Origin of the sequence: Acidovorax sp. (assembly GCF_016783915.1) — a bacterium.
Lineage (GTDB): Bacteria > Pseudomonadota > Gammaproteobacteria > Burkholderiales > Burkholderiaceae_C > Acidovorax.
In genome coordinates this window covers 13,248-36,610 of sequence record NZ_JADHVT010000009.1, presented here as the reverse complement: position 1 = coordinate 36,610, position 23,363 = coordinate 13,248, and the positions used below count along the sequence as shown (strand labels likewise).

The window sequence follows — 23,363 nt, the reverse complement described above, 5'->3', positions numbered from 1 at the left end:
ATCCCTTTCGCGCGCCTGCGTGGGGTCAGGCAGCGCGCAAGGCCATGCGGATCTCCGATGCCAGGGCCGGTCGAAGCTCGGGCCGCACATAGCGCCCCACTTCCACCGAACGGCCCTGCGCAGACAGCGTGATCAGCGAATGGTCTCCCGTCTTGGGCTCTACGCGAACCCGGCTCCGGTCAAACTCCGCGCGCTCCAGCCTGCCTGCTGTCTCCAGCTCCACCACAAGGCGTGAGCCCTGCAATGAAATCCTCTCGCCATCCGCCGCATGGCGACCGTACATGGCGAATGCAATCCCTACTGCCACGATTTCAAGCCATGCGAAGGGCATCACCAGGTGGGCGCCGAGCATCCAGAAGAATGTCGCGATTCCCAGGGACACCACACACAGCGACAAATACATCCAGCCCAATTGCGTCGGCGTGACCGAACAATTGCGAACCAGACGCCAGTCGATGCGCTGACCCGACACCGTGGCAAAACGAAAAACCAAGCCCGTCACCGTGAGTGCTCACAAGACTGCCGACTGCAGCACGCGTTGCGCCTTGGGCACAACAGGCACAGCCAGCCAAATTGCGCGGGAAGATGCCCGAAATCTCAATAACCAAGAATTGTAGCGTGCCTTGTTCCAAGTCATTGACACGCCGTTACAGGTTAGCTCTCCGTGCCGCCCTTACGCAACATGGCGCGCATTTCCTGCAGCGACACCGCACTGCTGGAACTGACGCGCACCCGGGGTGCTGGCTTGAAGGCATGGCCATAGATGATTTCAAAAGTCAGTGCCAACTGACCATCTTGACCCGGATCGGCCAGACGCTCGGACAGCACTTGGTAGAGCTTGTCGCGCCAGCGCCGTCCGCGCAATGAGGGAAAGCGATCAGGGTGCAAATTGACGCCCAGCTCGCGCAGCTCTTGAACCAGCCGCTCGGGTGTGGCAAACGTGAGCGTGATGCGCTCCATGTCCATCACCGGCTCTGCAAACCCTGCGTGTACCAGCATGTCACCCCAGTCATGCATGTCGGTAAAGGCATGACCTGCAGGTGGCCAGCCCATGGCGGCATACACGCCATGCAGTTCGCGCAGCGTGTCCGGTCCGAGACACGAGAACATCAGATAGCCATCCACCGCCAGAGCCCGGTGCCAACGGCCGATCAGGGCTTGCGGATCAGCCGCCATGTGCAGCGCCATGTTGGACCACAACATGTTCACGCCAGCATCGGCCGGTGGGCCAACCTGCAGGGCCCCAGCGCCCCAGCGGGCTGGGCTCCACCACGGTTTGGCCAGTGCCTGCCGCGCAACGGGTTCGCAATGGGCGCTGGTCTCGTACACCTGACAACGCGCATGTGGGTAGCGAGCACTCACCAGGGCATGCGCCTGCAGGCCGCCACGTACGGGGTCCCAATGGCACCAGAAGGCTGGGGCTTGGCGAATCCACTGCAGTCGGTCCTCCATGCGGCGCGCCACTTCTTCATGCAGCCAAGGGGACGTGGCCGGGGCCGCAGCATGCCAGCGGGCAGCAGCAACAGGATCAATGGTGGGGGGACGCTCGGAGGACATGGGCGGGGCAGAAGGACGCGCGAGTATATTGATTCATGGTTTTTTTGGGTTTGCCAGGGATTTCACGCCATCTCCACGCCTGGGCGGACAAAGTGCCCAGCCAGTGCGCCGTGTGCCACGCCTGGCCGTCGCAGCGCATCTGCAACGCCTGCGCGGCGCGGTTCGCCCAGCCCGCCACGCGTTGTCAGCGCTGCGCCCTGCGAGTGCCCGCAGGGGTCGCTGTCTGCGGCACCTGCCTGCAGAACCCACCCAGCTTCGATGCCTGCATTGCCGCCGTGGACTATGCCTACCCCTGGGCCAATGCGCTGGCGCAGTTCAAGTTTCGCGGAGACCCCGGATGGGCCAGAGCATTGGCCACGCTCATGCGCAGCACGCCGTGGATGGAGCCGGCGTTGGAGACAGCCGACCGCGTGCTGGCAGTGCCCCTATCCACCGAGCGCTTGCGCGAGCGGGGCTTCAACCAGTCGGCCTTGCTGGCCAGGCAACTGGCTGGCGCCAAGGCCGACCACCAGACCCTGCTGCGCCTGCACGCCACCGAGGCACAAAGCGGCCTGCCGAGGGCTGAGCGGCTGCGCAACCTGCGCGGCGCCTTTGCCCTCGAACCCGCCCGCGCTACCGCCCTGCGCGGCCAGCGGGTGGTGCTGATCGACGATGTGATGACCACAGGCGCCACACTGCACGCGGCCACACAGGCGCTGCGCGAGGCCGGCGTTGCGCATGTCACGGCCGCCGTGCTGGCGCGCACGGGGTTGGACTGAAAAGCCCAAACAGGTACACCAACAGGTAGCTAGGAAGTACCAAAGGGATACTTTTTATTACGAGCGGTTGCTCAACTCACAGGTCCAACGATGACAATGGCGAGCATGTTCCATATCGTCCTCGTCGAACCCGAGATCCCGCCCAACACGGGCAATGTGATTCGCCTGGCGGCCAACACGGGGTGCACGCTGCACCTGATCGAGCCCCTGGGGTTCTCGATGGAAGACCGCCAGATGCGGCGTGCAGGGCTGGATTACCACGAGTACGCCAGCGTGCAGGTCCATGCGGGCTGGACCGCGTTTCTGCGGGATACCCAACCGGACCCCACCCGCATGTTTGCGATGACCACCCACGGCTCGCAGCCCGTGCATTCCACTTGCTTCCTGCCCGGCGACTGGATGGTGTTTGGCGCTGAAACGCGGGGGCTCCCCCCTGAGCTGCGCGAGAGCTTTCCACCCGCCCAGCGCCTGCGCCTGCCCATGGTGCCGGGTCAGCGCAGCCTCAATCTGTCCAACGCCGTGGCGGTGACCGTCTTCGAGGCCTGGCGCCAGAACAGCTTTGCGATGCCCGACGGGCAGGTAGTGGTCGAGCCCGAAGGCACGATCATCAGCGGGTTTGCGCAGCTCAACTGAGGTGTCCGGACTTTTCCGCCACTGCGCGGGGCACGTGTTCGGTCAGGAAATCCAGAAACACCCTCGTGCGGGCGGGCAGCATGCGGCCTGAAGGCAATGCCGCATAAATCGTGTAACGCGAAAAGATCCAGCCCGGCAGAATGTGGACCAGCTCGCCACGGGCCAGGTGCTCCTCGGCCAGCAGGCGCGAAGTGACAGCCACTCCCGCCCCATCCACGGCCGCACGCATCAGCAGCTCGGTGCTGACGGACTGCAACACCGCCGGTGCGTCCACTTCTTCGTCCGGCACGTCTGCCCGCAGCGACTGCAGGCGCAGCTTGCGGCCAGGCCCTGACTGCAGGCGCACGGGCGCGCTCGAATCACGCAGGTAGTCGTGGTGCACCAGGTCCTGCGGCTCACGCGGAATGCCCCGGCGTTCCAGGTAGTCGGGGGACGCCACCACAATCGCCTCGCCCTGCACCAGCGGGCGCGCGACGATGTTGGCGTCAAAGTCCTCGCCCGCCACCATGATGGTCACATCGAACTCATCCACGCGGCTGGATGCATAGGCGTCCATGCTGATGTCCAGCATGAGCTTGGGGTAGTGGGCATGCCACATCGCCACCATGGGCGCCAGGAAGTTGGTGGCCAGCACCGGCGCCGCCACGATGCGGATGGTGCCGCGCAGGTCGCGCGTGCTGGCTGCGGCGGCGGCCTCGGCATCGTCGATCTCGTGCAGGATGGCGCGCACACGCTGCAGGTACGACTCACCCGCATCGGTCAACGCCAGCTTGCGGGTCGTGCGCTGCAGCAGGCGCGTGCCCAGGTGCTGCTCCAGCTCGGCCACCATGCGGGTGACCACGGGGGGTGACATGTCCATGGCGCGGGCGGCGGCGGCAAAGCCGCCCTCTTCCACCACGCGCTCGAAAATTTTCATGGCTTGCAAGCGGTCCATGGTTCAGACCTCCTGCCCGATGGCGACCAGGCTCAGGCCGGGGCGCCGAAATTGCGCGCCAGCGATTCGGCCACGCACACCGGCTTGTCGCTGCCCTCGCGCTCCACCGTCACCAGCCAGGTCATCTGCATGCCATCGGGCGCCACGGGCTCGGCAGCCTGCAGCGTGAGGCGCGCGCGCAAGCGGCTGCCCACTGGCACCGGAGCCGTAAAGCGCACCTTGTTGAGCCCATAGTTCACGCCCATGCGCGCACCCTCGATGGTCAGCCCCGTCTCGAAAAACTGCGGGATCAGCGACAGCGTGAGAAACCCGTGCGCGATGGGCGCACCAAACGGCCCAGCCTTGGCACGCTCGGGGTCCACATGGATCCACTGGTGGTCGCCCGTGGCCTGGGCAAACAGGTTGACCTGTTCCTGCGTGATGGTGATCCAGTCGGTCACGGCGACCTCCTGGCCCACGCAGGCGCTGACTTCGGAGTAAGAGCGGAAGATTTTCATCGTCGCAATGTAGCCCCGCACCCAGGCGCGCCTTGTCTGCCGGGTGACAGGTGTTTTCCCGGGGGCTTGGTTTTGCGTTGTGCTTCACGCTGTCCTTCAAGAATTGAGCCACGTGCAGATCCCTTGCCACTGCTCCAGGTCGCGCGCCACGCGGCCAGGGGCCACGTCAAACAGCGTGAGGCCGTGTGCTGCCAGGTGGATGTAGTTCTGCGTGTCGCGCAGATAGCCCAGCACCGGAAACCCCAGGCTGTCCACAAAGTGGTGCAGCTGCTCGGCCGCCTTGGTGCGCGCATCCACGCGCATGCCGACGATACCGATCTGCACGCCCTCCGCCCGGCGGTGCTCGGCCAGCTGGTCCAGAAAACTGCGCGTGGCAAAGATGTCGAACACGCTGGGCTGCAGCGGCACGATGATCTTGTCAGCCAGCTTGAGCACATCTTTCAGGCGCCAGCCGTGCAGCCCGGCAGGGGTATCGAGCACCGCATGCGTAGTGCCCTTGGGCGGGCGGCTGATCACGTCCGAGCTGGTGTCCCAGCTGCCTATGGGGCGGGCAGCGGGCGGGCGCAGGCCGAGCCACAGCTTGGCGGACTCCTGCCGGTCGGTGTCGCCCAGGATCACGGGATGCCCCTGGCTGGCAAAGTAGCCCGCGATGTTGGTAGACAGCGTGGACTTGCCCACGCCGCCCTTCGGGTTGGCGACAACAACTACTGGCATGACAAGCTCCTTGGAATCTGCAGGTCCATGAAAATACAAGCCAAATCAGCTCCAAGCGCATATTTCATATGCGCCAGCAGCTATCAAAATCGAAGCACCATCCAGACAGCCCAGTGGCGCCAAGCGCGCTTCAGGCGTTTCAGGCGTGCTGGCCGCCGCGCTTGACAAAGAACAGCCCGGCTCCCACCGCCATCAGCAAGCCGCCGAACACACGGTTTTGCGCCCGCACGGCCCGCGCACTGCGCATCAGGCGGCGCAGGGCGCTCGCCCCCGCAGCGTAGCCGTGCATGACCACCACGTCCACCGTCACCGTGGTGGCGGCCATCACCAGCAGCTGCGTCCACAGCGGGCGCGTGTCGGTCATGAACTGGGGCAGCACGGCCACCATGAAGATGATGCCCTTGGGGTTGGTGGCGTTGGTCAGAAAGCCGGTCAGGCAGCGTTTTTGCCAGGTGCCCGCCGGGGTCTCCTCGTCCCCTTTCACCGGCGATTTGTCGCCCGCGCGCCACTGACAGAAGCCCACATAGATCAGGTAGCACGCACCCAGCACCTTGACGATGCTGAACGCCACCTCGGACGCCAGCAGCAGCGAGCCCACGCCCGCACCGGCAATCAGCAAGATCAGCAACAGCCCCAGCTGCAGGCCCAGGATGGTGGCGCCCGTCTTGCGCACCCCGAAGGACAGGCCATGGCTCATCGACAACACGGCCCCTGAGCCCGGCGACACCGCAATCAGGCAAGACGCCGCAAAAAAAGCCAGCCAAGTCTGCAAATCCATGGGTCACCGTGCCTGTGTGCGAAGAAGGGCCCGCATCTTAGCAACGCAGGGCCGCATGCACCATGATCTGCATAAAAACAGCCGCATGCGCTACACGATCATGCCTTGACAGCTATCAAATCAAGAGCAATCAACACCCTTCACCCGGTGACCGCCCCAGAGCCTTGCCGCAGTGCCAGAATCGGCCACACCGGCCCCACCCTTGGGCGCACGGTGTTCCTGCCCACCCCACGACGACCCCCAAGCGCACTCCCATCCATGGAACACGCCCCCACCTGGCTCACCTACGGTTTTCTGTACCTCACTGCCGCCGTGCTGGCCGTGCCCATTGCCAAGGCGCTGGGCCTGGGCGCCATCATTGGCTATCTGGCGGCGGGCATCGCCATCGGGCCCTGGGGCCTGGGGCTGGTCAGCAACGTGCAAGACATCCTGCACTTTGCCGAGTTCGGCGTGGTGCTCATGCTGTTCCTCGTGGGGCTGGAGCTGCAACCCAGCCGCCTGTGGGCACTGCGTCGCCCCATCTTTGGCACCGGCACGGCCCAGGTACTGGGCTGCGCCGCTTTGCTGTTTGCGCTGGGTGCACTGGCGGGCCTGCCCTGGCGCGTGAGCCTGGTGGGCGCACTGGGCCTGGCGCTGTCGTCCACGGCGATTGCGCTGCAGGTGCTGGCCGAGCGCAACCTGATGCGCAACAGCAGCGGCCAGGCAGGCTTTTCGATCCTGCTGTTCCAGGACGTGGCGGCCATCCCCATCCTGGCCTTGCTGCCCGTGCTGGGCGCGGCCGCTGGCGAAGGCGCGGGCCACACACCGGGCGAGATGGTTTTGGAGGTGCTCAAGATCGTCGGCGTGATCGCCGCCATCATCCTGGGCGGGCGCCTGCTGCTGCGCCCCGTGCTGCGCTGGATCGCCAAGAGCAACACCCCCGAAATCTTCACCGCCGCCGCGCTGCTGCTGGTGGTGGGCATTGCCTACCTGATGGTGCTGGTGGGCCTGTCGATGGCGCTGGGCGCCTTCCTCGCCGGCGTGCTGCTGGCCGACAGCGAATACCGGCGCGAGCTGGAGGCCGACATCGAGCCCTTCAAGGGCCTGCTGCTCGGCCTGTTCTTCATTGCCGTGGGCATGAGCATCGACTTTGGCGTCATCCTGCGCTCACCCTGGCTCATGGCGGCCATTCTGGTCGGCTTTCTCGCGGCCAAGGCCGTGGTGATCTACACGCTGGCCAAGATCGTCGGCATCCCCTACCAGGAGCGCCCCGTCTTCACCCTGCTGCTGGCCCAGGGCGGCGAGTTTGCATTTGTGGTGTTCCAGGCGGCTGCGGGCGCCAGCGTGTTCCCGGCCGAAACCGCCTCGCTGCTGATTGGCGCGGTGGCGTTGTCCATGCTGATCAGCCCGCTGCTGCTGGTGCTGCTGGACCGCGTGCTGCTGCGCCGCTACGCCAAGCTCAATACCGGGCCCCAGGCCGAGGAAATCTCCGAGCCCCAAGAGGCTCCCATCATCATCGCGGGCTTCGGCCGCTACGGGCAGATCGTCTCGCGCGTGCTGCTGGCCCAGGGCATCCCCACCACCGTGCTGGACCACAGCGTGGACATGCTGGAAGTAGCCCGCACCTTTGGCTACCGCGTGTTTTACGGCGATGCCACGCGGCTTGATCTGCTGCGCATCGCCGGGGCCGAACGCGCACGCATCCTCGTCATTGCCGTGGACGATGCGGATCAATCCCTCAAGATCGCCAAGCTCGCGCGCGAACACTTCCCGCAACTGCAGATCGTGGCCCGCGCCCGCGACATCAGCCACTGGAACAAGCTGCGCGACCTGGGCGTGACGCTGGTGCAGCGCGAGCTGTTTGAAGCCAGCCTCAAAAGCGCGCACACCGTGCTGGAGCTGATGGGCCGCCCAACCGCAGAAGCCACGGCCATCACCCAACGCTTTCGCACCCACAACATCGCACTGGCCGACCGCATGTACCCGCACCACAAGGACCGCGCCAAGTTCATCGCCGTGGCCCGCGAAGGGCGCAACCAGTTCGCCGAGCAGATGGCCAAAGAGCGACAGGAGAGTGCGGCGATGAATGCGGCGGGGGCGGAGTACCCGGGGTATGGCGGGGGAGACGATACGGTGAGAAGCGATGGGGCCGCCAGTGCTCAGGAGCTCGATCAAAAATAGGCGATATCGCTTTCAAATAAAGCGCCAATTGCTCTTATTTTGATAGTAAATGCACCACATCAACTCTTCACGCTGAAGCGCGAGCGGCAACCGGAAAACAGCGAATCGATTTGCTGCCCGGTCACGGCCAGATCCTCCCCCTCCTATCCTCCCATCCCTTTTGGTCAGCACCGCCAGCCAGTGCTGGCCAGTGTGCGCAAGGCGGCTGCGGGCTGGGCTACAACCATGATCCTTCGCCGCACCTCCCACACTCCCCCACTCCCCCGCCTGCGGCGCTACGGGCGACGGACACACTCCGATCAAACCCAAGAAACAAACGATAACTATTCGCATTAAAATAACGAATTCCGCCAGCCAGCGTCCCGAGAAATCACGTGAGCCAGCACCCCAGCGTCTGCTGTCTGCTCACCTTGATCGGGACCCCCATGTCTTCTCTGCCTTCGCGCGCGGCGCATTGTTCGCTGTCCGCCCACACTTGCTCATCAACGGCCCGAAAGGCCCGTTTGTTCGCCCTGACGCCCCTCGCTTTGTGTGTGGCACAAGTCGCCGCGGCCCAGCAGGTCGCCACTCCTGACTCCGACCCGGCCGCAGCCACCGCCCCTCAGTTGCAGGAAGTCCGCATCAACGCCAGCACCGAAAAAGACATGGGCTTTGCACCCGTGGAGGCCCAAACCGCCAGCAAGGCGCCCATGCGGCGGCTGGAGACGCCGCAGTCCGTCAGCGTGGTCACGCGCGAGCAGATGGAATCGCGGCAGATCACCAACGTGCAGCAGGCGCTGCAGACCGTGGCGGGGGTCAGCCCGGTCAACTTTGGGCGCCGGGGGTTTGACGACCTGAATATCCGGGGCTTTCGCTCCACCGAGTCCATCCTGGTCGATGGCCTCGTGCAAAGCCCGGGCATGTGGGCCAAGCTGCAGCCTTATGGCTACGAGCGCTTCGAGGTGCTCAAGGGCTCGGCCTCGGTGCTCTACGGCCAGGTGCAGCCGGGCGGCGTCGTCAACGCGGTGAGCAAGCGGCCCAAGAAGGAGGCGATCAACGAGGTGGGCGTGGAAATGGGCAGCTTCGGCCAGCGCACGCTGCAGGCCGACATCAACCGGCCGCTGTCCGAATCGGGCAAGACGGCACTGCGCATCAATGCGCAGGTCTCGAACGCCGACGATCCCACACAGTTCGTTTATCGCAAGGACCGGTGGTTTGCGACGTCGCTCTCCATCGACCTGGGCGCGCAGACCGACCTGGTGCTGTTTGCCACCTACAGCCGCAGCGAGTGGATGCGCCAGCAGGGCATCACGCCCTATGGCACGGTGCTGCCCAACCGCAATGGCACGTTGTCACGCACGATGTTCACGGGCGATCCGAGCTTCGGTGTGTATGACGTGGAAAGCACCACCGTGGGCTATGCGTTGGAGCATCGCCTGTCGGATGCCATGACCTTCCGCCAGAACGTGCGCTACGAGACCGAGAAGGGCACGGGCAACTTCGTCTCCAACCAGGCGCTGCAGGCCAACCAGCGGCTGCAGAACCGCCAGGCCTCGCGCCAGTACATGGACTACGACCTGCTGGCCACCGACACCTCGCTGCTGTCACGTTTCGAGGCGCTGGGCGTAAAGCACCAGCTGGTGACGGGCCTGGATGTGCGCAGCGGCACCAGCCTGCTGGCCAGCCGCACCTGCCGCATCGGCGCGCTGGACCTGTTTGCCCCCGTGTACGGCATGCAGGCCACCTGCCCCGAGGCGCTGACCAGCGATGCGCCTTCCAAGCTCACCGTGGCGGGCCTGTATGCGCAGGACCAGATCAAGTTCGGGCAGGGCTGGACGGCCCTGGTGGGCCTGCGCCGCGACTGGTCCACCAACGACACCAACAACCGCGTGGCCAACACGCAGACGCGCCAGAAGGACAACGCCACCACGTTGTCGGCCGGCCTGGTGTACGAGTTCAAGCCGGGCTGGGCCGCGTATGGCAGCTATGGCGAGTCCTTCCTGCCCCAGTCGGGCCTGACGTTTGGTGGATCGAACTTCGTGCCCGAAACCGGCAAGCAGTGGGAGGCGGGCGTGAAGTACGAGGCCCCCGGTGGCCAGATCACCGGCGCGCTCGCCGTGTTCGACCTGGTGCGCCAGAACGTGACCACCGCCGACCCGGTGAACACCGGCTTCAGCGTGCAGACCGGCGAGCAGCGCGCGCGCGGGCTGGAGCTGGAGCTGGGCGCCGACCTGAAGAACGGCTGGAAGATCACCAGCGCCTACACCTACACACAAAGCAAGGTCACGCGCGATAACAACGCGGCGATTGTGGGCCTGCCGCTCAACCTCACGCCGCGCCACACACTCACCGCCTGGGCCACCTACAAACTGCCGCAGTACCAGCGGGTGACGCTGGGACTGGGCGGACGTTACGTGAGCGAGCAGATCGGCTCGTACCCCTTCACGCTGCCGTCGTACTTTGTGGCCGATGCGTCCGTCAGCTACATGGGCGAGAACTACCGCGTGACAGCGGGCGTGAAGAACGTGTTCAACAAGGCGTACTACGACGGCGCGATCAACGCCAACGTGGTCTCGCCCGCATTGCCCCGCAGCTTCAGCCTGGGTGTGACGTACTTCTTCTGACGCAGCGCCCCCACCCTGCCGCCCACACGCCATGACCAGCCAGCGCACGCTCAACCGCCTCTTCACCCTGCATTCCTGGGCCGGCATCGTCACGGGGCTGCTGCTGTTCATCGTGTGTTTCTCGGGCTCGGTGGTGGTGTTCAAGAACGAGATCGACCTCTGGGCCAACCCTTCACTGGCCAAGCTGCCACGCTCCGAAAAGCCGGCCTCGCTCGACGCGGTGCTCACGCAGCTGCAGACCCGCTACCCGGGCGCGACGGTGGAGACCATCGCGCTGCCCGATGCGGTCAACCCCAGCTACTTCGCGTTTGTGCGCGAGCGCGGAGCCCCGGCCCACACGCGCACCAAGGTGGCCTTGCGCTCCGACACCGGCACGGTGGTGGGCCCGGTGGACAGCCAGCTCGGCCAGTACCTGCGCATGCTGCATGTGTTCCTGTTCTTCGGGCCGCGCTGGATCGTGGGGTTCCTCGGCGCGGCGATGCTGATACTGATTGCCACCGGCATCGTCATCCACCGCAAGATCCTGGCCGAGCTGTTCACCCAGCGCTGGGGCCGCAGCTTTCGCGTGGTGATGTCGGACCTGCACAAGTCCGCCGGCATCTGGGGGCTGGGCTTTCACATCCTGATCGCCACCACCGGCGCGTGGATGGGCCTGGCGCCGCTGTTCGAGCAGGGCTACAAGTTCATCACCACCCCTGCCGCAATGGCGCCCTCTCAGCCCGTGCGCAAGGCCGAGGGCAGCGAGCCTGCGCCCATGCAGTCGCTGGATGCGATGTATGCCACCGCGCAGCAGGCCGTGCCGGGGCTGGAGGCGCGCTATGTGTCCCTGCGCCGCTGGGGCACAGGCACCGCTGAGGCGGGTTTCACCGGCAACCTGCGCGGCCACCTGGCCAGCACCGCGCGGGTGGAAATCCATGCCGTCACGGGCGTTCCCAAGAAGGTGCACGACCCACGCACGGCGGGCTTCTGGTCACTGGTCAACAGCCTGATGGAGCCGCTGCATTTCGGCGACTTTGGCGGGCTGGCGCTCAAGTGGCTGTATTTTTTTCTGGGCATGACCCCGGCGTTTTTGTCGATCTCGGGCACGCTGATCTGGCTGGATGCGCGCCAGCAGCGCAGGCGCGAGGCCGACGCGGCACATCCGGCGTCCGCAGGCAACGCCATCGCGGCGGGCTGACGGGCATCAGCCCCCACCTTCCACACCACACCCACCCACCATGCAACGTTTCTTTCTGGCCCTGCATGCCACCGTGCCCGCAGCGCTCCTCGTGGCGGTGTTCGTACACCTGTGGGGACCTGCGGGCTTGGCCCCGCTGGCGCAGCGGCCCGTGTGGACGGTGTGGGTGCTCATTGCCGTGTGGCTGCTGATGTCGGTCCTGGCCGCGTGGGCGCTGCGCACGCTGGCGCTGTGGCGGGTGGCGCTGGGCAGCACCGGGGCGCTGTTGGCTGTGGCAGCGCTCACCGGCCTGGCACTCGGTAGCGCCCTGGCACCTGCCATGGCCCTGGGCCTTGCGGCCACGGGTCTGGTATGCGCGGGCGTGGCTGCGTTCATGGGCCCGCAGCGGGTGCAGCAGGCTCATCGGCGCCGGGGGAGTCGCCCTTCCATTGCGATCGCCCCGGCGGCACCACGGCATGTGGTGTCCCACACGGGCCGCCCCTGGCCCCTGGCACAGCTGGCGCACCTGCCCTTCTGGCTTTGCGCGGCGCTGGCGGTGGAGTCATTCCGTCTGGCGCACATCGTGGCTGTTGAGCCCGCTCGATCGGCCGGCATGCTGGGCCTGCTGCTGTCCTTTTTTGTCGGGTTGCCTGCGGCCACGGTGCGCACCTGGGCGCCCCGCACCAGCGCCCTGCTGTGGCTGCTGGCAGGGCTGGCTTGTGCCGGCCTGGCAGCAAAGGCCGGGCTGCAGCAAGGCTGGGTGGCCGCCATGCTGTGCGCGGCAGCAGCCTGCAGCAGCGTGTGGTCGCTGCACCACCGGCTGGGGGCCCGGAGCCTGGGCCATCGCAGCCGCGCCCGTCACACCCCGCGCCACCCACAGCCCTCGGAGACCGCATGAACGAACTGCTGGGCATTGCCGCCGCCTTGGCCTCGCTGGTGGCACTGGCCTGCTGGGCCCGCACAGTGCCCACCCGTGCGTGGGGCGATGACACACCCACGGGGGCGGCGCGATGGCGCGCCAAGGCGGTGGCGCTGGGCACCTTGCTGTTGCAGACCACCACCGCCAGCCTGGCTGCTGGCTGGGTCGCCGGTGTGGCCCTGGTGCTGGCCGCATGGATGGTGCTGGGCTGGTTGCTGGTGCTGGCCATGAACCTGTGGCCGCAGGCCAGCCAGCGCTGGGCACTGCGGTTGGGGTGGCTGGGCCTGGGCGGATGTGTGCTGGCGCTGGTGGCCTGCGCATTGGGCGAGGGCCTGCTGCGCTGAGTGGACGCAGGCAAGTGCTGCACCGGGACCTGACGGGGCCTACCGGGCATACACAACGCCCATCTGCACATTTTTTGCTCAAAATACGTCCAAGCGCTACTGATTTATGCCTCAGTAGCTATCAAATAGATAGCGACTAACCCCCCATGGAATCGCCAGCGGCCACGGCACAATCGTCGCCATGGATTCGCTGATCATCAACGCCCCCTGGGTGCACACCCTGCGCTTTGTGCTGGAAGTGGCCGCCACCGTGGCTTTCGCACTGTCGGGCGTGATGGCCGCCGCGCGCAAGCGGCTGGATGCCGTGGGCGTGTGTGTGGTGGCCTTCGTGGCCGCGTTTGGCGGGGGCACACTGCGCGATTTGCTGCTGGACCAGCGGCCCTTTTTCTGGATTCGCCACACCGAGTTTGTGTGGGGCATTCTGGCGCTGTGCATCGGCGCCATGCTGTTCATGCGCCAGCGGCACTTTGAGCCCACCGAGCGCGCCATGCTGCTGCCCGACGCCATCGGCCTGGGCCTGTTTGCCGCTGTGGGCGTGGACATTGCCACCGCCATTGGCATGCCGCCCATCATCAGCGTGATGATGGGCGTGACCACCGGCGTGTTTGGCGGTGTGCTGCGCGACGTGCTGTGCAACGAGGTGCCCCAGGCCTTCAGCGACCACCGGCCCTATGCGCTGTGCGCGTTTGCGGGCGGCTGGGCCGACGTGGCCCTGCGCCAGATGCAGGCTCCCGACTGGGCGCCGCTGGTGGTCTGCATGCTGCTCACCGCCGGGCTGCGCGGGCTGGCGGTGTGGCGCAACTGGGAGCTGCCCGCATGGCGGGTGTGACCAAGGCATCCAGCCCTGGCACAGCAAGGCTGGCGCACCTGTGACAGCATCCAGAGCCCGGGGCCCGCACACTGGTTCCCGTCAGACTGCAGGAGACAACCCACCATGACCAGCGCCCCCACGCCCGCCCACCTGCGCGCCACGGCCCTCATCGACAGCGACGCCCCTGCTGTGAAGGCCTTCGCCACCGAACACGCGCGTGGCGCCACCGACCGCGAACGCGCCGTGGCCCTGTACCTGGCCGTGCGCGATGGTTTCCGCTACGACCCCTACCGCATCGACCTGTCGCCCCAGGGCATGACGGCCAGCACCGTGCTGGCCAACGGCTACGGCTGGTGCGTGCCCAAGGCCGCGCTGCTGACGGCCGCATGCCGTGCGGCGGGCATCCCGGCGCGCATGGGATTTGCCGATGTGCGCAACCACCTGAGCACCGAGCGCATGCGCGAGACCATGAAGACCGACCTCTTCATCTGGCATGGCTACACCGACATCTGGCTCGATGGCGCCTGGCGCAAGGCCACACCCGCCTTCAACATCGAGCTGTGCGAGCGCTTTGGCCTGCTGCCGCTGGAGTTCGACGGCGAGAACGATTCCATCTACCACCCGTTCGACCAATCGGGCGCACGCCACATGGAATACGTGCACCAGCGCGGCGCGTTTGACGACATGCCGCTCGCGCAGATCGAGGCCGACTTTCGCACGGTGTACGGCGGCTGGCTGCAGGGTGACGCCACCCGCAGCAGCCTGCAGGACGCCAGTTTTGCCAACGACATTGAAAAGGAAGCCCGCTGATGACGCACGCCCCCGAGAACGCCACCACCGCCCCCATCCCCGCAGGTTTTACGCCGCTGGTGGCCGGGGGCCCTTACATCCAGCACAACGGCCCGCTGTATGTGCTGCACCAGGGCAACGTGGTGAAGTTCGGCTTTCGCGTGGAGCCACGCCACACCAACCCCATGGGCAACCTGCATGGCGGCATGATGGCCACCTTTTGCGACATGCTGGTGCCGCTGTCGGTGCACCGCAAAAGCGACCAGGTGTCGGACCGCTTCTTGCCCACGATCAGCCTGCAGATCGACTACCTGGCCCCCGCGCCGCTGGGCGCCTGGGTGGAGGGCGAGGCCGAGCCGCTGCGCATCACACGCTCGCTGGTGTTTGCGCAAGGGCTGGTCACAGCTGATGGCGTGCCCTGCGCGCGGGTGAGCGGCGTGTTCAAGATCGGGCCCGTGGCGCCCCGCGACGCCGTGGAGTGAGCGGCCCTGGGCGTCACGCCCAAGGCCCCAGGCCTCCAGCTGCACGCCCCCGGCGCACAAGCCTGACCCGCACCGCTCAGGCTGCGCCCAGCGCGCCCACCACATGCTCCACAAACCGCGCCAGCTTGGGCAGTTGCCGCCGGTCGGGCGCATACACCAGGTGCATCGGGCGCGGCACGGGCAGGCAGTACTGCATCACCGGCACCAGCACGCCACTGGCCAGGTCGTCGGCCAGTAGCACCTCGGGTTGCATGATCAGGCCCAGGCCGCGCAACGCCGCCTGGCGCAGGCCGTCGCCCTGGTTGCACACAAAGCGCGCGTTCTCGGGCCAGAAGAAATCCTCGTTGCCGTCGCGCAATGTCCATTCCACCCGGCGCTGCCACACCGAGTGGCTGAGGCACTGGTGGCGCGCCAGGTCGGCCGCGCGTTCAGGCGTGCCGTGGCGCTGCAGGTACGCGGGTGCTGCGGCAATCACCATGCGGTAGGGGCGCAGCGGGCGCGCCACCAGGCCCTCGTTCACCACCTGGCCAATGCGCACGGCCACGTCAAAGCCCTCGCCTGCCAGGTCCACCACGCTGTCGGTCAGTTGCAGGTCCACACGCACCTGGTCGTGGCGCTGCAGAAAGTCGGCCACCAGCGGCGCGATCACGTGGTTGCCCAGCGTGAAGGGCGCGCTCACCCGCAGCAGGCCCTGCGGCACGGCGCGGCTGCGCTCCACGGCGGACTCGGCCCAACGCACCTGCTCCAGCACACGTTTGCTGTCGTCGTAGAACGCGGCGCCCACCTCGGTCAGGCTGTTCTGGCGCGTGCTGCGCTGGAACAGGCGCGCGCCCAGGTGCGTCTCCAGCTGCTGGATGTGCTTGCCCACCATCACGGCGGAGATCTGCAGCTGGCGCGCGGCAGCGGCAAAGCTGCCGGCCTCCACCACGGCCACCATGACTTCCATATTGCGCAGCTTGTCCATGGCAACTCCCTCAATTCCTAATCAACGGTTAGCACAAGCATAACTTGCAGGTACTTTATGTTCCGATTGATTAGCAAAAGAATCGGGCTGTCAGTTCCTCATCAACCCTTTTTGACACCCAAGGAAAACACCATGTCCAAGATTCTTCTCATCGGCGCGAGCGGCACCATCGGCCAGGCCGTGCTGGCCAACCTGGGCCCACGCCACGAAGTGATCACCGTGGGCCGCAGCAGCGGCACGCACCGTGCGGACTTCTCGCAGCCAGGCGCGGTTGCCCAACTGTTCGAAGCCGTGGGCAAAGTCGATGCCATCGTGAGCACCGCAGGCAACCTGCACTTTGGCCCACTGGCGGAAATGACGGCCGAGCAGTTCAGCCTGGGCTTGCAGGACAAGCTGCTGGGCCAGGTACAGCTGGCGCTGGTCGGCCAGAAGTATCTGAACGATGGCGGCTCCATCACGCTGACGGCGGGCATCCTGTCGATTGAGCCCATCCGCAACGGCGCCAGCGCCACGGCCGTGAACGCGGCCATCGAAGGTTTTGTGGCTGCCGCCGCCATCGAGCTGCCGCGCGGCCTGCGCATCAACGCCATCAGCCCCACGGTACTGACCGAGTCGATGGGCAGCTACGGGCCGTTCTTCCCGGGGTTCGAGCCGGTGCCCGCCGCACGCGTGGCGCTGGCCTACCAGCGCAGCGTGGAAGGCGCGCAGACGGGGCGTGTGTACCGGGTGCAGTGATCCCGCCGACCCGAATGTGAAACGAAAATAGCTGCTACCGCCCGATGCATGAGCGGTAGCAGCTATCAATCTGGTAGCTACAAAAAATCTTGGTAGCGCTTAGTCCAGGCTCGCCCCAGACTCCTTCACGACCTTGCCCCACTTCACCGACTCGGCCTGGATGAAGGCAGCAAACTGCTCGGGCGTTTCGCTGTACGTCTCGGCGCCTTGCTCGTTGATCTTCTTCTTCACCTCGGCCTGGTTCAGCACCTTCACCAGTGCGGTGTTGAGCTTGGCCAGCACCGGCGCAGGCGTACCGGCGGGCGCAAACATGCCAAACCACGAGGTGGCTTCATAGCCGGGCACGCCGGCTTCGGCGATGGTCGGCACATTGGGCAGCTCGGGCGAGCGCTTGGCCGTGGTCACGGCAATCGGCACCAGCTTGCCACTGCGCACGTGTTGAATGGCCGAGGGCATGTTGTCGAACATGATGCCGATCTGGTTGCCCAGCAGGTCGGTGACGGCCGGGGCGCTGCCCTTGTAGGGCACATGCACCATGTCCACCTTGGCCAGGCTCTTGAACAGCTCGCCCGACAGGTGGATGGAGCTGCCGTTGCCCGACGAACCGAAGTTGACCTTGCCCGGGTTGGCCTTGGCGTAGGCGATCAGCTCCTTCACGCTCTTGTAGGGCTGTGCCGGGTTGGCCACCAGCAGGTTGGGCACATTGGCCACGCGCGTGAGCGGGGCAAAGTCCTTGATGGGGTCGAACGGCATCTTCTTGTACAGGCTGGCGTTGATGGCGTGGGTGCCCACCGTGCCCATGAAGAGTGTGTAGCCATCTGCCGGGGCCTTGGCCGCCATGGCGCCGCCGATGTTGCCGCCCGCGCCCGCGCGGTTGTCCACGATGACGGACTGGCCCAGCTCCGTGGTCAGCGCCTGGCCGATGATGCGGGCCAGGATGTCGGTGGTGCCACCTGCTGCAAAGGGCACGACGATGGTGACGGGCTTGCTCGGATAAGCCTGGGCGAGCGCAGTACTGCTGCCCAGCAGGCCGATACCAGCGAGGGCGGTGACTGCAGCGGCCGACAGCGCGAAGCGGCGGGTGGCGTGGATGGAACGGGTCATGGTTTGTCTCCTTCAAGAAGGTGGATGAATGAATGGGTCGGTGCCACCAGCGCCGCGTGGGCCCGCGTCTGGCCGCGCCGTGGCCTCAACCGGGCGCCGAGGCCTCCGGACGAGAACGGGGGGTGCCCCTTGCGGGGCGGCAAGGAAAATCAGTTCAGGTTGCTAGACAGGCGCCACTCCCAGCGTGGTGCCTCCGCACACGTACAACACCTGTCCGGTCACGAAACCGTTGTCGGGCGAGAGGAAGAACAGCGCCGCGCGTGCCACGTCATCGGGCGTGCCCATGCGGCCCACGGCGATGCTGTTCAGGATGCGCTGCGTTTGCGGCGCACCGTCGGGGTTGCTCTGGCGGAACAGCTCGGTGGCGATGGGCCCGGGACCAATCGCGTTGACGGTGATGCCGTCACGCCCCAGCTCCATGGCCAGCGTGCGTGTCATGCCGATCATTCCAGCCTTGGTGGCGGAGTAGACGATGCGCTCGCCCTTGCCCAGTGCGGCGCGCGACGACATGTTGACGATGCGGCCCTGCCCGCTGGCGCGCAACGTGGGCAAAAAGGCCTGCACCAGCAGCATGGGCGCGCGCAGGTGCAGCCCTACCACGTCATCCAGTTGGGCTGTGGTCGCCGTGTCGATGGTCCCAGGGCGCGTGGCGCCAGCGTTGTTCACCAGTGCGGTGACGTTGTGCTTGGCCGCGATCTCGGCCGCGCGTTCGCGGGTCGAGGCTTCGTCGGTCAGGTCGCCCTGGTACGAGGTGAGTTGCGGGTGGCTCCAGGTGGGCAGCACGTAGTCCAGGTTGACCACGGCGTGGCCCTGGGACAGCACGGCTTCGGCAATCGCGCGGCCGATGCCGTTGCTGGCACCCGTGATGACAGTGACCGGTGTCGGGTTGCGCTCAATCACGGTCACACGCGCTCCAGGATCACGGCAATGCCCTGACCCACGCCGATGCACATGGTGCACAGCGCGTACTTCCCGGCGTGTTCGTGCAGGCGGTTGACGGCAGTGGTGACCAGGCGCGCGCCGCTGGCGCCTAGCGGGTGGCCCAGCGCGATGGCGCCGCCCCAGGCGTTCACGCGGGCATCGTCGTCCTTGAGGCCCAGCGCGCGCAGCACGGCCAGGCCTTGCGCGGCAAAGGCTTCGTTGAGTTCGATCACGTCCATGTGGTCAATCGTCAGGCCCGTCTGTGCCAGCACCTTGAGCGTGGCGGGCGTGGGGCCAAAGCCCATGATGCGCGGCGCCACACCGGCTACGGCCATGCCCACCACGCGGGCGCGGGGCTTGAGGCCATATTTGGCAGCATTGGCTTCATCGGCCAGCAGCAGCGCACAGGCGCCGTCGTTCACGCCGCTGGCGTTGCCCGCCGTCACCGTGCCATCGGGCCGCACCACGCCCTTGAGCTTGGCCAGCGCTTCCAGGCTGGTCTCGCGGGGGTGTTCGTCCTGGCTCACGATGATGGCGTCGCCCTTCTTTTGGGGGATGTGCACGGGCACGATCTCGCGCGCCAAGTGGCCCGCCTGAATGGCCGCCACGGCGTTGAGCTGGCTGCGCAGGGCCATGCGGTCTTGGGCTTCGCGCTCAATGCCAAAGTCCGTCGCCACGTTCTCGGCGGTTTCGGGCATGGAGTCCACGCCGTACTTTTCCTTCATCAGCTTGTTGACGAAGCGCCAGCCAATCGTCGTGTCGTACACCGCGTTGTTGCGGCTGAAGGCCGACTCTGCCTTGGGCATGACAAAGGGCGCGCGGCTCATGCTCTCCACACCGCCAGCAATCATCAGCCCCGCCTCGCCCGACTTGATGGCGCGCGCGGCCGTGCCCACGGCATCGAGCCCCGAGCCGCACAGGCGGTTGATGGTGGCGCCGGGCACGTCGATGGGCAGGCCTGCGAGCAGGCTGCTCATGTGGGCCACGTTACGGTTGTCTTCACCGGCCTGGTTGGCGCAGCCGTAGAGCACGTCGGTCACTGCCGCCCAGTCCACGCCGGGGTTGCGCTCCATCAGCGCCTTGATGGGGATCGCACCCAGGTCGTCGGTGCGCACGCTGGAGAGCGCGCCGCCGTAGCGGCCAAAGGGGGTGCGGATGGCGTCGCAGATGAAGGCTTGGCGTTGTGTGCTCATGGTTTTGTCTCCTCGTTGCTTGGGGGGTGGATTCGTTCAGGCGGCAGGGCGGATGGGCAGGCCCACCAGTTGCTCCAGCTCAGCGTGCGACAGGCCGGGCACGGTGTCGATGAGCTGCAGCCCGTCGGGTGTACAGGCCAGTGTGCACAGATCGGTGTAGATGCGCTTCACGCACGCGACACCGGTGAGCGGGTAGGTGCACTGCGTCACGATCTTGCTGGTGCCCTGCTTGGTCAGCAGATCCATCATCACCCAGGTCTGCTTGGCGCCGATGGCCAGGTCCATTGCGCCGCCCACGGCCGGGATGGCGCCGGGCTCGCCGGTGCTCCAGTTGGACAGGTCGCCCGTGGCGCTGACCTGGAAGGCGCCCAGCACGCAGATGTCGAGGTGTCCGCCGCGCATCATCGCGAAGCTGTCGGCGTGGTGGAAGTACGCGCCGCCGGGCAGCAGCGTGACGGGCTGCTTGCCCGCGTTGATCAGGTCGTAGTCCTCCAGCCCCGCAGCGGGCGCAGGGCCCATGCCCAGGATGCCGTTTTCGCTTTGCAGGATGACCTCGCGGCCTGCCGGGATGTGGTTGGCCACCAGGGTCGGCTGGCCGATGCCCAGGTTGACGTAGGCACCATCGTGGATGTCTTGCGCCACGCGTTTCGCCAGCTCGTCTTTACTACGCTTTTGATAGCTGCTCATGCTTGTTCTTTCTGCGCTTGGTGGCGATATCACGCGGATTTCTTGAATCCGCCCGCCTGCGTGGCCGTGCGGTCGATCTTCACCACGTGCGTCACATAAATGCCCGGGGTGACGATGGCTTCCGGGTCCAGCGCGCCCAGCTCCACCACCTCGTGCACGGTGGCAATCGTGGTCTTGGCAGCCGTGGCCATCACGGGGCCAAAGTTGCGCGCCGACATGCGGTAGGTGAGGTTGCCCCAGCGGTCGCCCTTCTCGGCCTTGACCAGGGCCACATCGCCATGGATGGGGTATTCGAGCACGTAGTGTTTGCCATTGATCTCGCGTGTTTCCTTGCCCGCAGCCAGTTCGGTGCCATAGGCCGTGGGGCAGAAAAAGGCGCCGATGCCCGCGCCCGCAGCGCGCAGGCGCTCGGCCAGATTGCCCTGGGGCACCAGTTCCAGCTCCAGCTTGCCACTGCGATACAGGTCATCGAACACATAGCTGTCCACCTGGCGCGGAAAGCTGCAGATGATCTTGCGCACCTGCCCGGCCTTAAGCAACGCGGCCAAGCCCTGATCCGCATTGCCTGCGTTGTTGTTGACCACCGTGAGGTCCCGCGCACCCTGGGCGATGAGGCCATCGATCAGCTCGCCCGGAATGCCGGCCGTGCCGAACCCGCCAATCAACACCGTGGCACCATCCTTCACCCCCGCAAGGGCCTGGGCCACCGAGTCCGCCAGTTTGTTGATCATTGCAACGCTTTCTTGGTTTCTCTGTTGTCTCTTTGAAATTTGTTCGCATATAGAACAAATGTTCGCTTAAAGAATTATAGTTGGCATACGTATGAATTCCCAAACCCCAGAAGCCAAAGACCCCAAACCGAGCGACAGCTATGTGCAGTCGTTCGCGCGCGGGCTGGAGGTGATCCGCTCATTCAGCGCGGCCACACCGCAGCAAACCTTGAGTGAAGTCGCCGCGCAGACAGGCCTCACGCGCGCCGGTGCGCGCCGCATCCTGCTCACGCTGCAGACGCTGGGCTATGTGGAGACGGACGGCAAGCTGTTTCGCCTGAGCCCGCGCATTCTGGATTTGGGATTTGCCTATCTCTCATCCCTGCCCATCTGGAACCTGGCCGAGCCGGTGATGGAGGACCTGGTGGAAGAGGTGCGCGAGTCGTCATCGGCCGCCGTGCTCGACGGCCTGGATATCGTCTATGTGCTGCGTGTGCCCACGCACAAGATCATGCGCACCACGCTGGGCGTGGGCTCGCGCCTGCCTGCGTGCTGGACGTCCATGGGCCGCATGCTGCTGGCCGGGTTACCGGACGACGAACTGCAGGCCCGGCTGCAGGGCCACTCGATGCAGCGTTTTACCGAACACACCACCACCGATGTGGACGCGCTGATCGCCCACATCCGTCAGGCGCGCCAGCAGGGCTGGTGCCTGGTGAACCAGGAACTGGAAGAAGGTTTGATATCGATTGCCGCGCCGCTGACCAACCGCACGGGACAGACGGTCGCAGCGCTCAACATCAGCGGTCAGGCCAACCGCACCAGTGCGGCGGTGATGCAGGAGAGCCTGCTGCCCGCGCTGCTGAGCGCAGCCCGGACCATCTCGCGCATGATGGGGGCGCCGAGGGGGTGACAGATAACGGTTATCGGCACCAAGGATCACCCACCGCAACGAGCGGCCGGTGCTAAGGCTCCGATTTCCGTTTTACGTGGATAGGGCGAGAACCGGAGTCGCAACACCAATCACTCGCCACGGTGGATGAAATCAGTTCTTGCGAAAGCCGAGCACCAGCACCACGCCGCCGAGAACCATCGCGCCCAGGCTCAGCCATTGGGGGATATTCACGGACTCTTTTTCTTTCACGGTCAACTCCAGCGGGCCGATCTTGGCCTGGGTGGTGTCCTTGGTAAAGCTGAAGCCCCCGGTCAGGAACCCGGCTAGACCCACTACCAACAACAGCACACCAACGATTCGCATTGCATTCATGACACTTCTCCCGATGCCGGGTTTGGAGGACTGCGACAAAGTGGACCCGGCTCCCGACCTTTGCGCCAGCCCAATGTAGGTGCGCCGGCGCACAGCCCGCGTAGGACGCCGCCCCGGCGCGATGTAGCGGCCGGGCGCAATCCGCATCACCCTCCCCCGCCTCCCCTCTGACGCCAGGCCCTTGCCCTGCGTGCTACCCTCACGCCCCATGTTCAGCCCCTCCCAAGCCGATGTGCGCCGCTTTCTGTGTGGTGTGCACGCCAAGACCCAGAGCGGCGCCCCCATGGAAGCCATCGAGACGCTGGCCAGCCTGTGGATCGCCGAGCACCCCGAGTACCACGCCGACCTGTCCGACGCCGATGCGGCCGTGGCCCGCAACTACGACGAAACACCGGGGCAGACCAACCCCTTCCTGCACCTGTCGATGCACCTGTCCATCAGCGAGCAGTGCAGCATCGACCAGCCCCGTGGCATCCGCCAGGCGGTGGAGCTGCTGACGGCGCGGCTCGACTCCTTGCACGATGCCCACCACGCCGCCATGGACTGCCTGGGCGAGATGCTATGGGAGAGCCAGCGCGCAGGCCGCCCGCCTGATGGCGACGCCTACATCGCCTGCGTGCAGCGGCGCGCGGCGCGCGACTGAAGGT

The 23,363-nt window shown here is 66.1% G+C and carries 26 protein-coding genes; 13 read left to right on the top strand and 13 right to left on the bottom strand.

The annotated features are described in order from the left end of the window. Positions 1-25: 25 nt before the first annotated feature. The gene (locus tag ISS20_RS03710; RefSeq protein WP_056066007.1) at positions 26-502 is read right to left on the bottom strand and encodes a DUF2244 domain-containing protein; all 477 of its coding nucleotides are present in this window, start codon (positions 500-502) and stop codon (positions 26-28) included. A 152-nt stretch (positions 503-654) separates the two neighbouring features. Beyond that, entirely contained in the window at positions 655-1,557 is a 903-nt protein-coding gene (locus tag ISS20_RS03705; protein ID WP_291433817.1) for a biotin synthase, read from the bottom strand. Positions 1,558-1,592: 35 nt separating this feature from the next. Here ISS20_RS03705 and ISS20_RS03700 point away from each other — a divergent pair, with 35 nt between their 5' ends. Further along, positions 1,593-2,315, top strand: coding sequence for a ComF family protein (locus ISS20_RS03700; RefSeq protein ID WP_291433815.1), 723 nt, complete (start codon positions 1,593-1,595; stop codon positions 2,313-2,315). A gap of 105 nt (positions 2,316-2,420) precedes the next feature. Further along, positions 2,421-2,948 (top strand): tRNA (cytidine(34)-2'-O)-methyltransferase, encoded by a 528-nt coding sequence (locus ISS20_RS03695; protein WP_291433813.1) that lies wholly within the window; start codon positions 2,421-2,423, stop codon positions 2,946-2,948. Here ISS20_RS03695 and ISS20_RS03690 read toward each other — a convergent pair. From ISS20_RS03690 to ISS20_RS03675, 4 genes are all read right to left on the bottom strand, one after another. After that, entirely contained in the window at positions 2,941-3,882 is a 942-nt protein-coding gene (locus ISS20_RS03690; RefSeq protein WP_291433811.1) for a LysR family transcriptional regulator, read from the bottom strand. The two genes, ISS20_RS03695 and ISS20_RS03690, sit on opposite strands and share 8 nt — an antisense overlap. 32 nt (positions 3,883-3,914) lie before the next feature. Further along, a complete protein-coding gene (locus tag ISS20_RS03685; protein ID WP_056066019.1) occupies positions 3,915-4,379 on the bottom strand; it encodes a MaoC family dehydratase in 465 nt (154 codons plus the stop codon). A 96-nt stretch (positions 4,380-4,475) separates the two neighbouring features. Continuing rightward, positions 4,476-5,093, bottom strand: a complete 618-nt coding sequence (locus ISS20_RS03680) for a ParA family protein (protein WP_291433807.1) — start codon at positions 5,091-5,093, stop codon at positions 4,476-4,478. A 139-nt stretch (positions 5,094-5,232) separates the two neighbouring features. Continuing rightward, positions 5,233-5,871: a LysE family transporter gene (locus ISS20_RS03675; protein ID WP_291433805.1), complete on the bottom strand. Its 639-nt coding sequence runs from the start codon at positions 5,869-5,871 to the stop codon at positions 5,233-5,235. Between the two features lie 258 nt (positions 5,872-6,129). Between ISS20_RS03675 and kefC the strand changes: the two genes are divergently transcribed. The 8 genes from kefC (at position 6,130) to ISS20_RS03635 (ending at position 15,135) form a co-directional block, all read left to right on the top strand. Next, complete coding sequence (gene kefC / locus ISS20_RS03670) at positions 6,130-8,031, top strand: glutathione-regulated potassium-efflux system protein KefC (RefSeq protein WP_291433804.1); 1,902 nt, start codon at positions 6,130-6,132, stop codon at positions 8,029-8,031. A 425-nt stretch (positions 8,032-8,456) separates the two neighbouring features. Further along, the gene (locus ISS20_RS03665; protein WP_291433803.1) at positions 8,457-10,634 is read left to right on the top strand and encodes a TonB-dependent siderophore receptor; all 2,178 of its coding nucleotides are present in this window, start codon (positions 8,457-8,459) and stop codon (positions 10,632-10,634) included. A gap of 31 nt (positions 10,635-10,665) precedes the next feature. Next, complete coding sequence (locus tag ISS20_RS03660) at positions 10,666-11,811, top strand: PepSY-associated TM helix domain-containing protein (protein ID WP_291433802.1); 1,146 nt, start codon at positions 10,666-10,668, stop codon at positions 11,809-11,811. A 40-nt stretch (positions 11,812-11,851) separates the two neighbouring features. Beyond that, positions 11,852-12,688, top strand: coding sequence for a hypothetical protein (locus ISS20_RS03655; protein ID WP_291433800.1), 837 nt, complete (start codon positions 11,852-11,854; stop codon positions 12,686-12,688). Then, positions 12,685-13,053, top strand: coding sequence for a hypothetical protein (locus tag ISS20_RS03650; protein WP_056066043.1), 369 nt, complete (start codon positions 12,685-12,687; stop codon positions 13,051-13,053). The genes ISS20_RS03655 and ISS20_RS03650 overlap by 4 nt, the downstream gene beginning before the upstream one ends. Positions 13,054-13,234: 181 nt before the next feature. Next, positions 13,235-13,882, top strand: coding sequence for a trimeric intracellular cation channel family protein (locus ISS20_RS03645; protein ID WP_291433797.1), 648 nt, complete (start codon positions 13,235-13,237; stop codon positions 13,880-13,882). 105 nt (positions 13,883-13,987) lie between these two features. Beyond that, positions 13,988-14,674 carry a transglutaminase family protein gene (locus tag ISS20_RS03640; protein ID WP_291433795.1) on the top strand — a complete coding sequence of 229 codons (687 nt, stop codon included), beginning with the start codon at positions 13,988-13,990 and terminating at the stop codon, positions 14,672-14,674. Beyond that, the gene (locus ISS20_RS03635; RefSeq protein ID WP_291433793.1) at positions 14,674-15,135 is read left to right on the top strand and encodes a PaaI family thioesterase; all 462 of its coding nucleotides are present in this window, start codon (positions 14,674-14,676) and stop codon (positions 15,133-15,135) included. The genes ISS20_RS03640 and ISS20_RS03635 overlap by 1 nt, the downstream gene beginning before the upstream one ends. Before the next feature lie 76 nt (positions 15,136-15,211). On the opposite strand, the gene ISS20_RS03630 is transcribed toward ISS20_RS03635, so the two are convergent. Continuing rightward, a complete protein-coding gene (locus tag ISS20_RS03630; protein ID WP_291433791.1) occupies positions 15,212-16,099 on the bottom strand; it encodes a LysR family transcriptional regulator in 888 nt (295 codons plus the stop codon). 132 nt (positions 16,100-16,231) lie between these two features. On the opposite strand from ISS20_RS03630, the gene ISS20_RS03625 reads away from it, so the two are divergent. Further along, complete coding sequence (locus ISS20_RS03625; protein ID WP_291433789.1) at positions 16,232-16,834, top strand: short chain dehydrogenase; 603 nt, start codon at positions 16,232-16,234, stop codon at positions 16,832-16,834. A 99-nt stretch (positions 16,835-16,933) separates the two neighbouring features. Here ISS20_RS03625 and ISS20_RS03620 read toward each other — a convergent pair whose 3' ends face one another. From ISS20_RS03620 to ISS20_RS03600, 5 genes are all read right to left on the bottom strand, one after another. After that, the gene (locus tag ISS20_RS03620; RefSeq protein WP_291433788.1) at positions 16,934-17,938 is read right to left on the bottom strand and encodes a tripartite tricarboxylate transporter substrate binding protein; all 1,005 of its coding nucleotides are present in this window, start codon (positions 17,936-17,938) and stop codon (positions 16,934-16,936) included. Positions 17,939-18,100: 162 nt separating this feature from the next. Next, complete coding sequence (locus ISS20_RS03615; protein WP_291433786.1) at positions 18,101-18,844, bottom strand: SDR family oxidoreductase; 744 nt, start codon at positions 18,842-18,844, stop codon at positions 18,101-18,103. Then, entirely contained in the window at positions 18,841-20,052 is a 1,212-nt protein-coding gene (gene pcaF / locus ISS20_RS03610) for a 3-oxoadipyl-CoA thiolase (protein WP_291433784.1), read from the bottom strand. The genes ISS20_RS03615 and pcaF overlap by 4 nt, the downstream gene beginning before the upstream one ends. 36 nt (positions 20,053-20,088) lie before the next feature. Then, on the bottom strand, positions 20,089-20,739 hold the full coding sequence (locus tag ISS20_RS03605; RefSeq protein ID WP_291433782.1) for a 3-oxoacid CoA-transferase subunit B: 651 nt from the start codon (positions 20,737-20,739) through the stop codon (positions 20,089-20,091). Positions 20,740-20,768: 29 nt separating this feature from the next. Continuing rightward, positions 20,769-21,470, bottom strand: a complete 702-nt coding sequence (locus ISS20_RS03600; RefSeq protein WP_099729378.1) for a 3-oxoacid CoA-transferase subunit A — start codon at positions 21,468-21,470, stop codon at positions 20,769-20,771. Between the two features lie 91 nt (positions 21,471-21,561). On the opposite strand from ISS20_RS03600, the gene ISS20_RS03595 reads away from it, so the two are divergent. After that, positions 21,562-22,362, top strand: a complete 801-nt coding sequence (locus ISS20_RS03595; protein WP_291433780.1) for an IclR family transcriptional regulator C-terminal domain-containing protein — start codon at positions 21,562-21,564, stop codon at positions 22,360-22,362. Between the two features lie 132 nt (positions 22,363-22,494). On the opposite strand, the gene ISS20_RS03590 is transcribed toward ISS20_RS03595, so the two are convergent. Beyond that, positions 22,495-22,716, bottom strand: coding sequence for a hypothetical protein (locus ISS20_RS03590; RefSeq protein ID WP_199170782.1), 222 nt, complete (start codon positions 22,714-22,716; stop codon positions 22,495-22,497). A gap of 208 nt (positions 22,717-22,924) precedes the next feature. Between ISS20_RS03590 and ISS20_RS03585 the strand changes: the two genes are divergently transcribed. Continuing rightward, the gene (locus tag ISS20_RS03585; protein WP_291433777.1) at positions 22,925-23,359 is read left to right on the top strand and encodes a DUF1841 family protein; all 435 of its coding nucleotides are present in this window, start codon (positions 22,925-22,927) and stop codon (positions 23,357-23,359) included. The last annotated feature ends 4 nt before the right edge of the window (positions 23,360-23,363 follow it).

Excerpts from the sequence above, each read along its gene's own strand:
- ISS20_RS03705 (WP_291433817.1), bottom strand. The coding sequence starts at position 1,557 with ATGTCCTCCGAGCGTCCCCCCACCATTGATCCTGTTGCTGCTGCCCGC.
- ISS20_RS03700 (WP_291433815.1), top strand. The coding sequence starts at position 1,593 with ATGGTTTTTTTGGGTTTGCCAGGGATTTCACGCCATCTCCACGCCTGG.
- ISS20_RS03605 (WP_291433782.1), bottom strand. The coding sequence starts at position 20,739 with ATGAGCAGCTATCAAAAGCGTAGTAAAGACGAGCTGGCGAAACGCGTG.
- ISS20_RS03650 (WP_056066043.1), top strand. The coding sequence starts at position 12,685 with ATGAACGAACTGCTGGGCATTGCCGCCGCCTTGGCCTCGCTGGTGGCA.
- ISS20_RS03645 (WP_291433797.1), top strand. The coding sequence starts at position 13,235 with ATGGATTCGCTGATCATCAACGCCCCCTGGGTGCACACCCTGCGCTTT.
- ISS20_RS03680 (WP_291433807.1), bottom strand. The coding sequence starts at position 5,093 with ATGCCAGTAGTTGTTGTCGCCAACCCGAAGGGCGGCGTGGGCAAGTCC.
- ISS20_RS03655 (WP_291433800.1), top strand. The coding sequence starts at position 11,852 with ATGCAACGTTTCTTTCTGGCCCTGCATGCCACCGTGCCCGCAGCGCTC.
- ISS20_RS03665 (WP_291433803.1), top strand. The coding sequence starts at position 8,457 with ATGTCTTCTCTGCCTTCGCGCGCGGCGCATTGTTCGCTGTCCGCCCAC.
- ISS20_RS03630 (WP_291433791.1), bottom strand. The coding sequence starts at position 16,099 with ATGGACAAGCTGCGCAATATGGAAGTCATGGTGGCCGTGGTGGAGGCC.
- ISS20_RS03600 (WP_099729378.1), bottom strand. The coding sequence starts at position 21,470 with ATGATCAACAAACTGGCGGACTCGGTGGCCCAGGCCCTTGCGGGGGTG.
- ISS20_RS03620 (WP_291433788.1), bottom strand. The coding sequence starts at position 17,938 with ATGACCCGTTCCATCCACGCCACCCGCCGCTTCGCGCTGTCGGCCGCT.
- kefC (WP_291433804.1), top strand. The coding sequence starts at position 6,130 with ATGGAACACGCCCCCACCTGGCTCACCTACGGTTTTCTGTACCTCACT.
- ISS20_RS03625 (WP_291433789.1), top strand. The coding sequence starts at position 16,232 with ATGTCCAAGATTCTTCTCATCGGCGCGAGCGGCACCATCGGCCAGGCC.
- ISS20_RS03675 (WP_291433805.1), bottom strand. The coding sequence starts at position 5,871 with ATGGATTTGCAGACTTGGCTGGCTTTTTTTGCGGCGTCTTGCCTGATT.
- ISS20_RS03690 (WP_291433811.1), bottom strand. The coding sequence starts at position 3,882 with ATGGACCGCTTGCAAGCCATGAAAATTTTCGAGCGCGTGGTGGAAGAG.
- ISS20_RS03585 (WP_291433777.1), top strand. The coding sequence starts at position 22,925 with ATGTTCAGCCCCTCCCAAGCCGATGTGCGCCGCTTTCTGTGTGGTGTG.
- ISS20_RS03640 (WP_291433795.1), top strand. The coding sequence starts at position 13,988 with ATGACCAGCGCCCCCACGCCCGCCCACCTGCGCGCCACGGCCCTCATC.
- ISS20_RS03660 (WP_291433802.1), top strand. The coding sequence starts at position 10,666 with ATGACCAGCCAGCGCACGCTCAACCGCCTCTTCACCCTGCATTCCTGG.
- pcaF (WP_291433784.1), bottom strand. The coding sequence starts at position 20,052 with ATGAGCACACAACGCCAAGCCTTCATCTGCGACGCCATCCGCACCCCC.
- ISS20_RS03635 (WP_291433793.1), top strand. The coding sequence starts at position 14,674 with ATGACGCACGCCCCCGAGAACGCCACCACCGCCCCCATCCCCGCAGGT.
- ISS20_RS03695 (WP_291433813.1), top strand. The coding sequence starts at position 2,421 with ATGTTCCATATCGTCCTCGTCGAACCCGAGATCCCGCCCAACACGGGC.
- ISS20_RS03685 (WP_056066019.1), bottom strand. The coding sequence starts at position 4,379 with ATGAAAATCTTCCGCTCTTACTCCGAAGTCAGCGCCTGCGTGGGCCAG.
- ISS20_RS03595 (WP_291433780.1), top strand. The coding sequence starts at position 21,562 with ATGAATTCCCAAACCCCAGAAGCCAAAGACCCCAAACCGAGCGACAGC.
- ISS20_RS03590 (WP_199170782.1), bottom strand. The coding sequence starts at position 22,716 with ATGAATGCAATGCGAATCGTTGGTGTGCTGTTGTTGGTAGTGGGTCTA.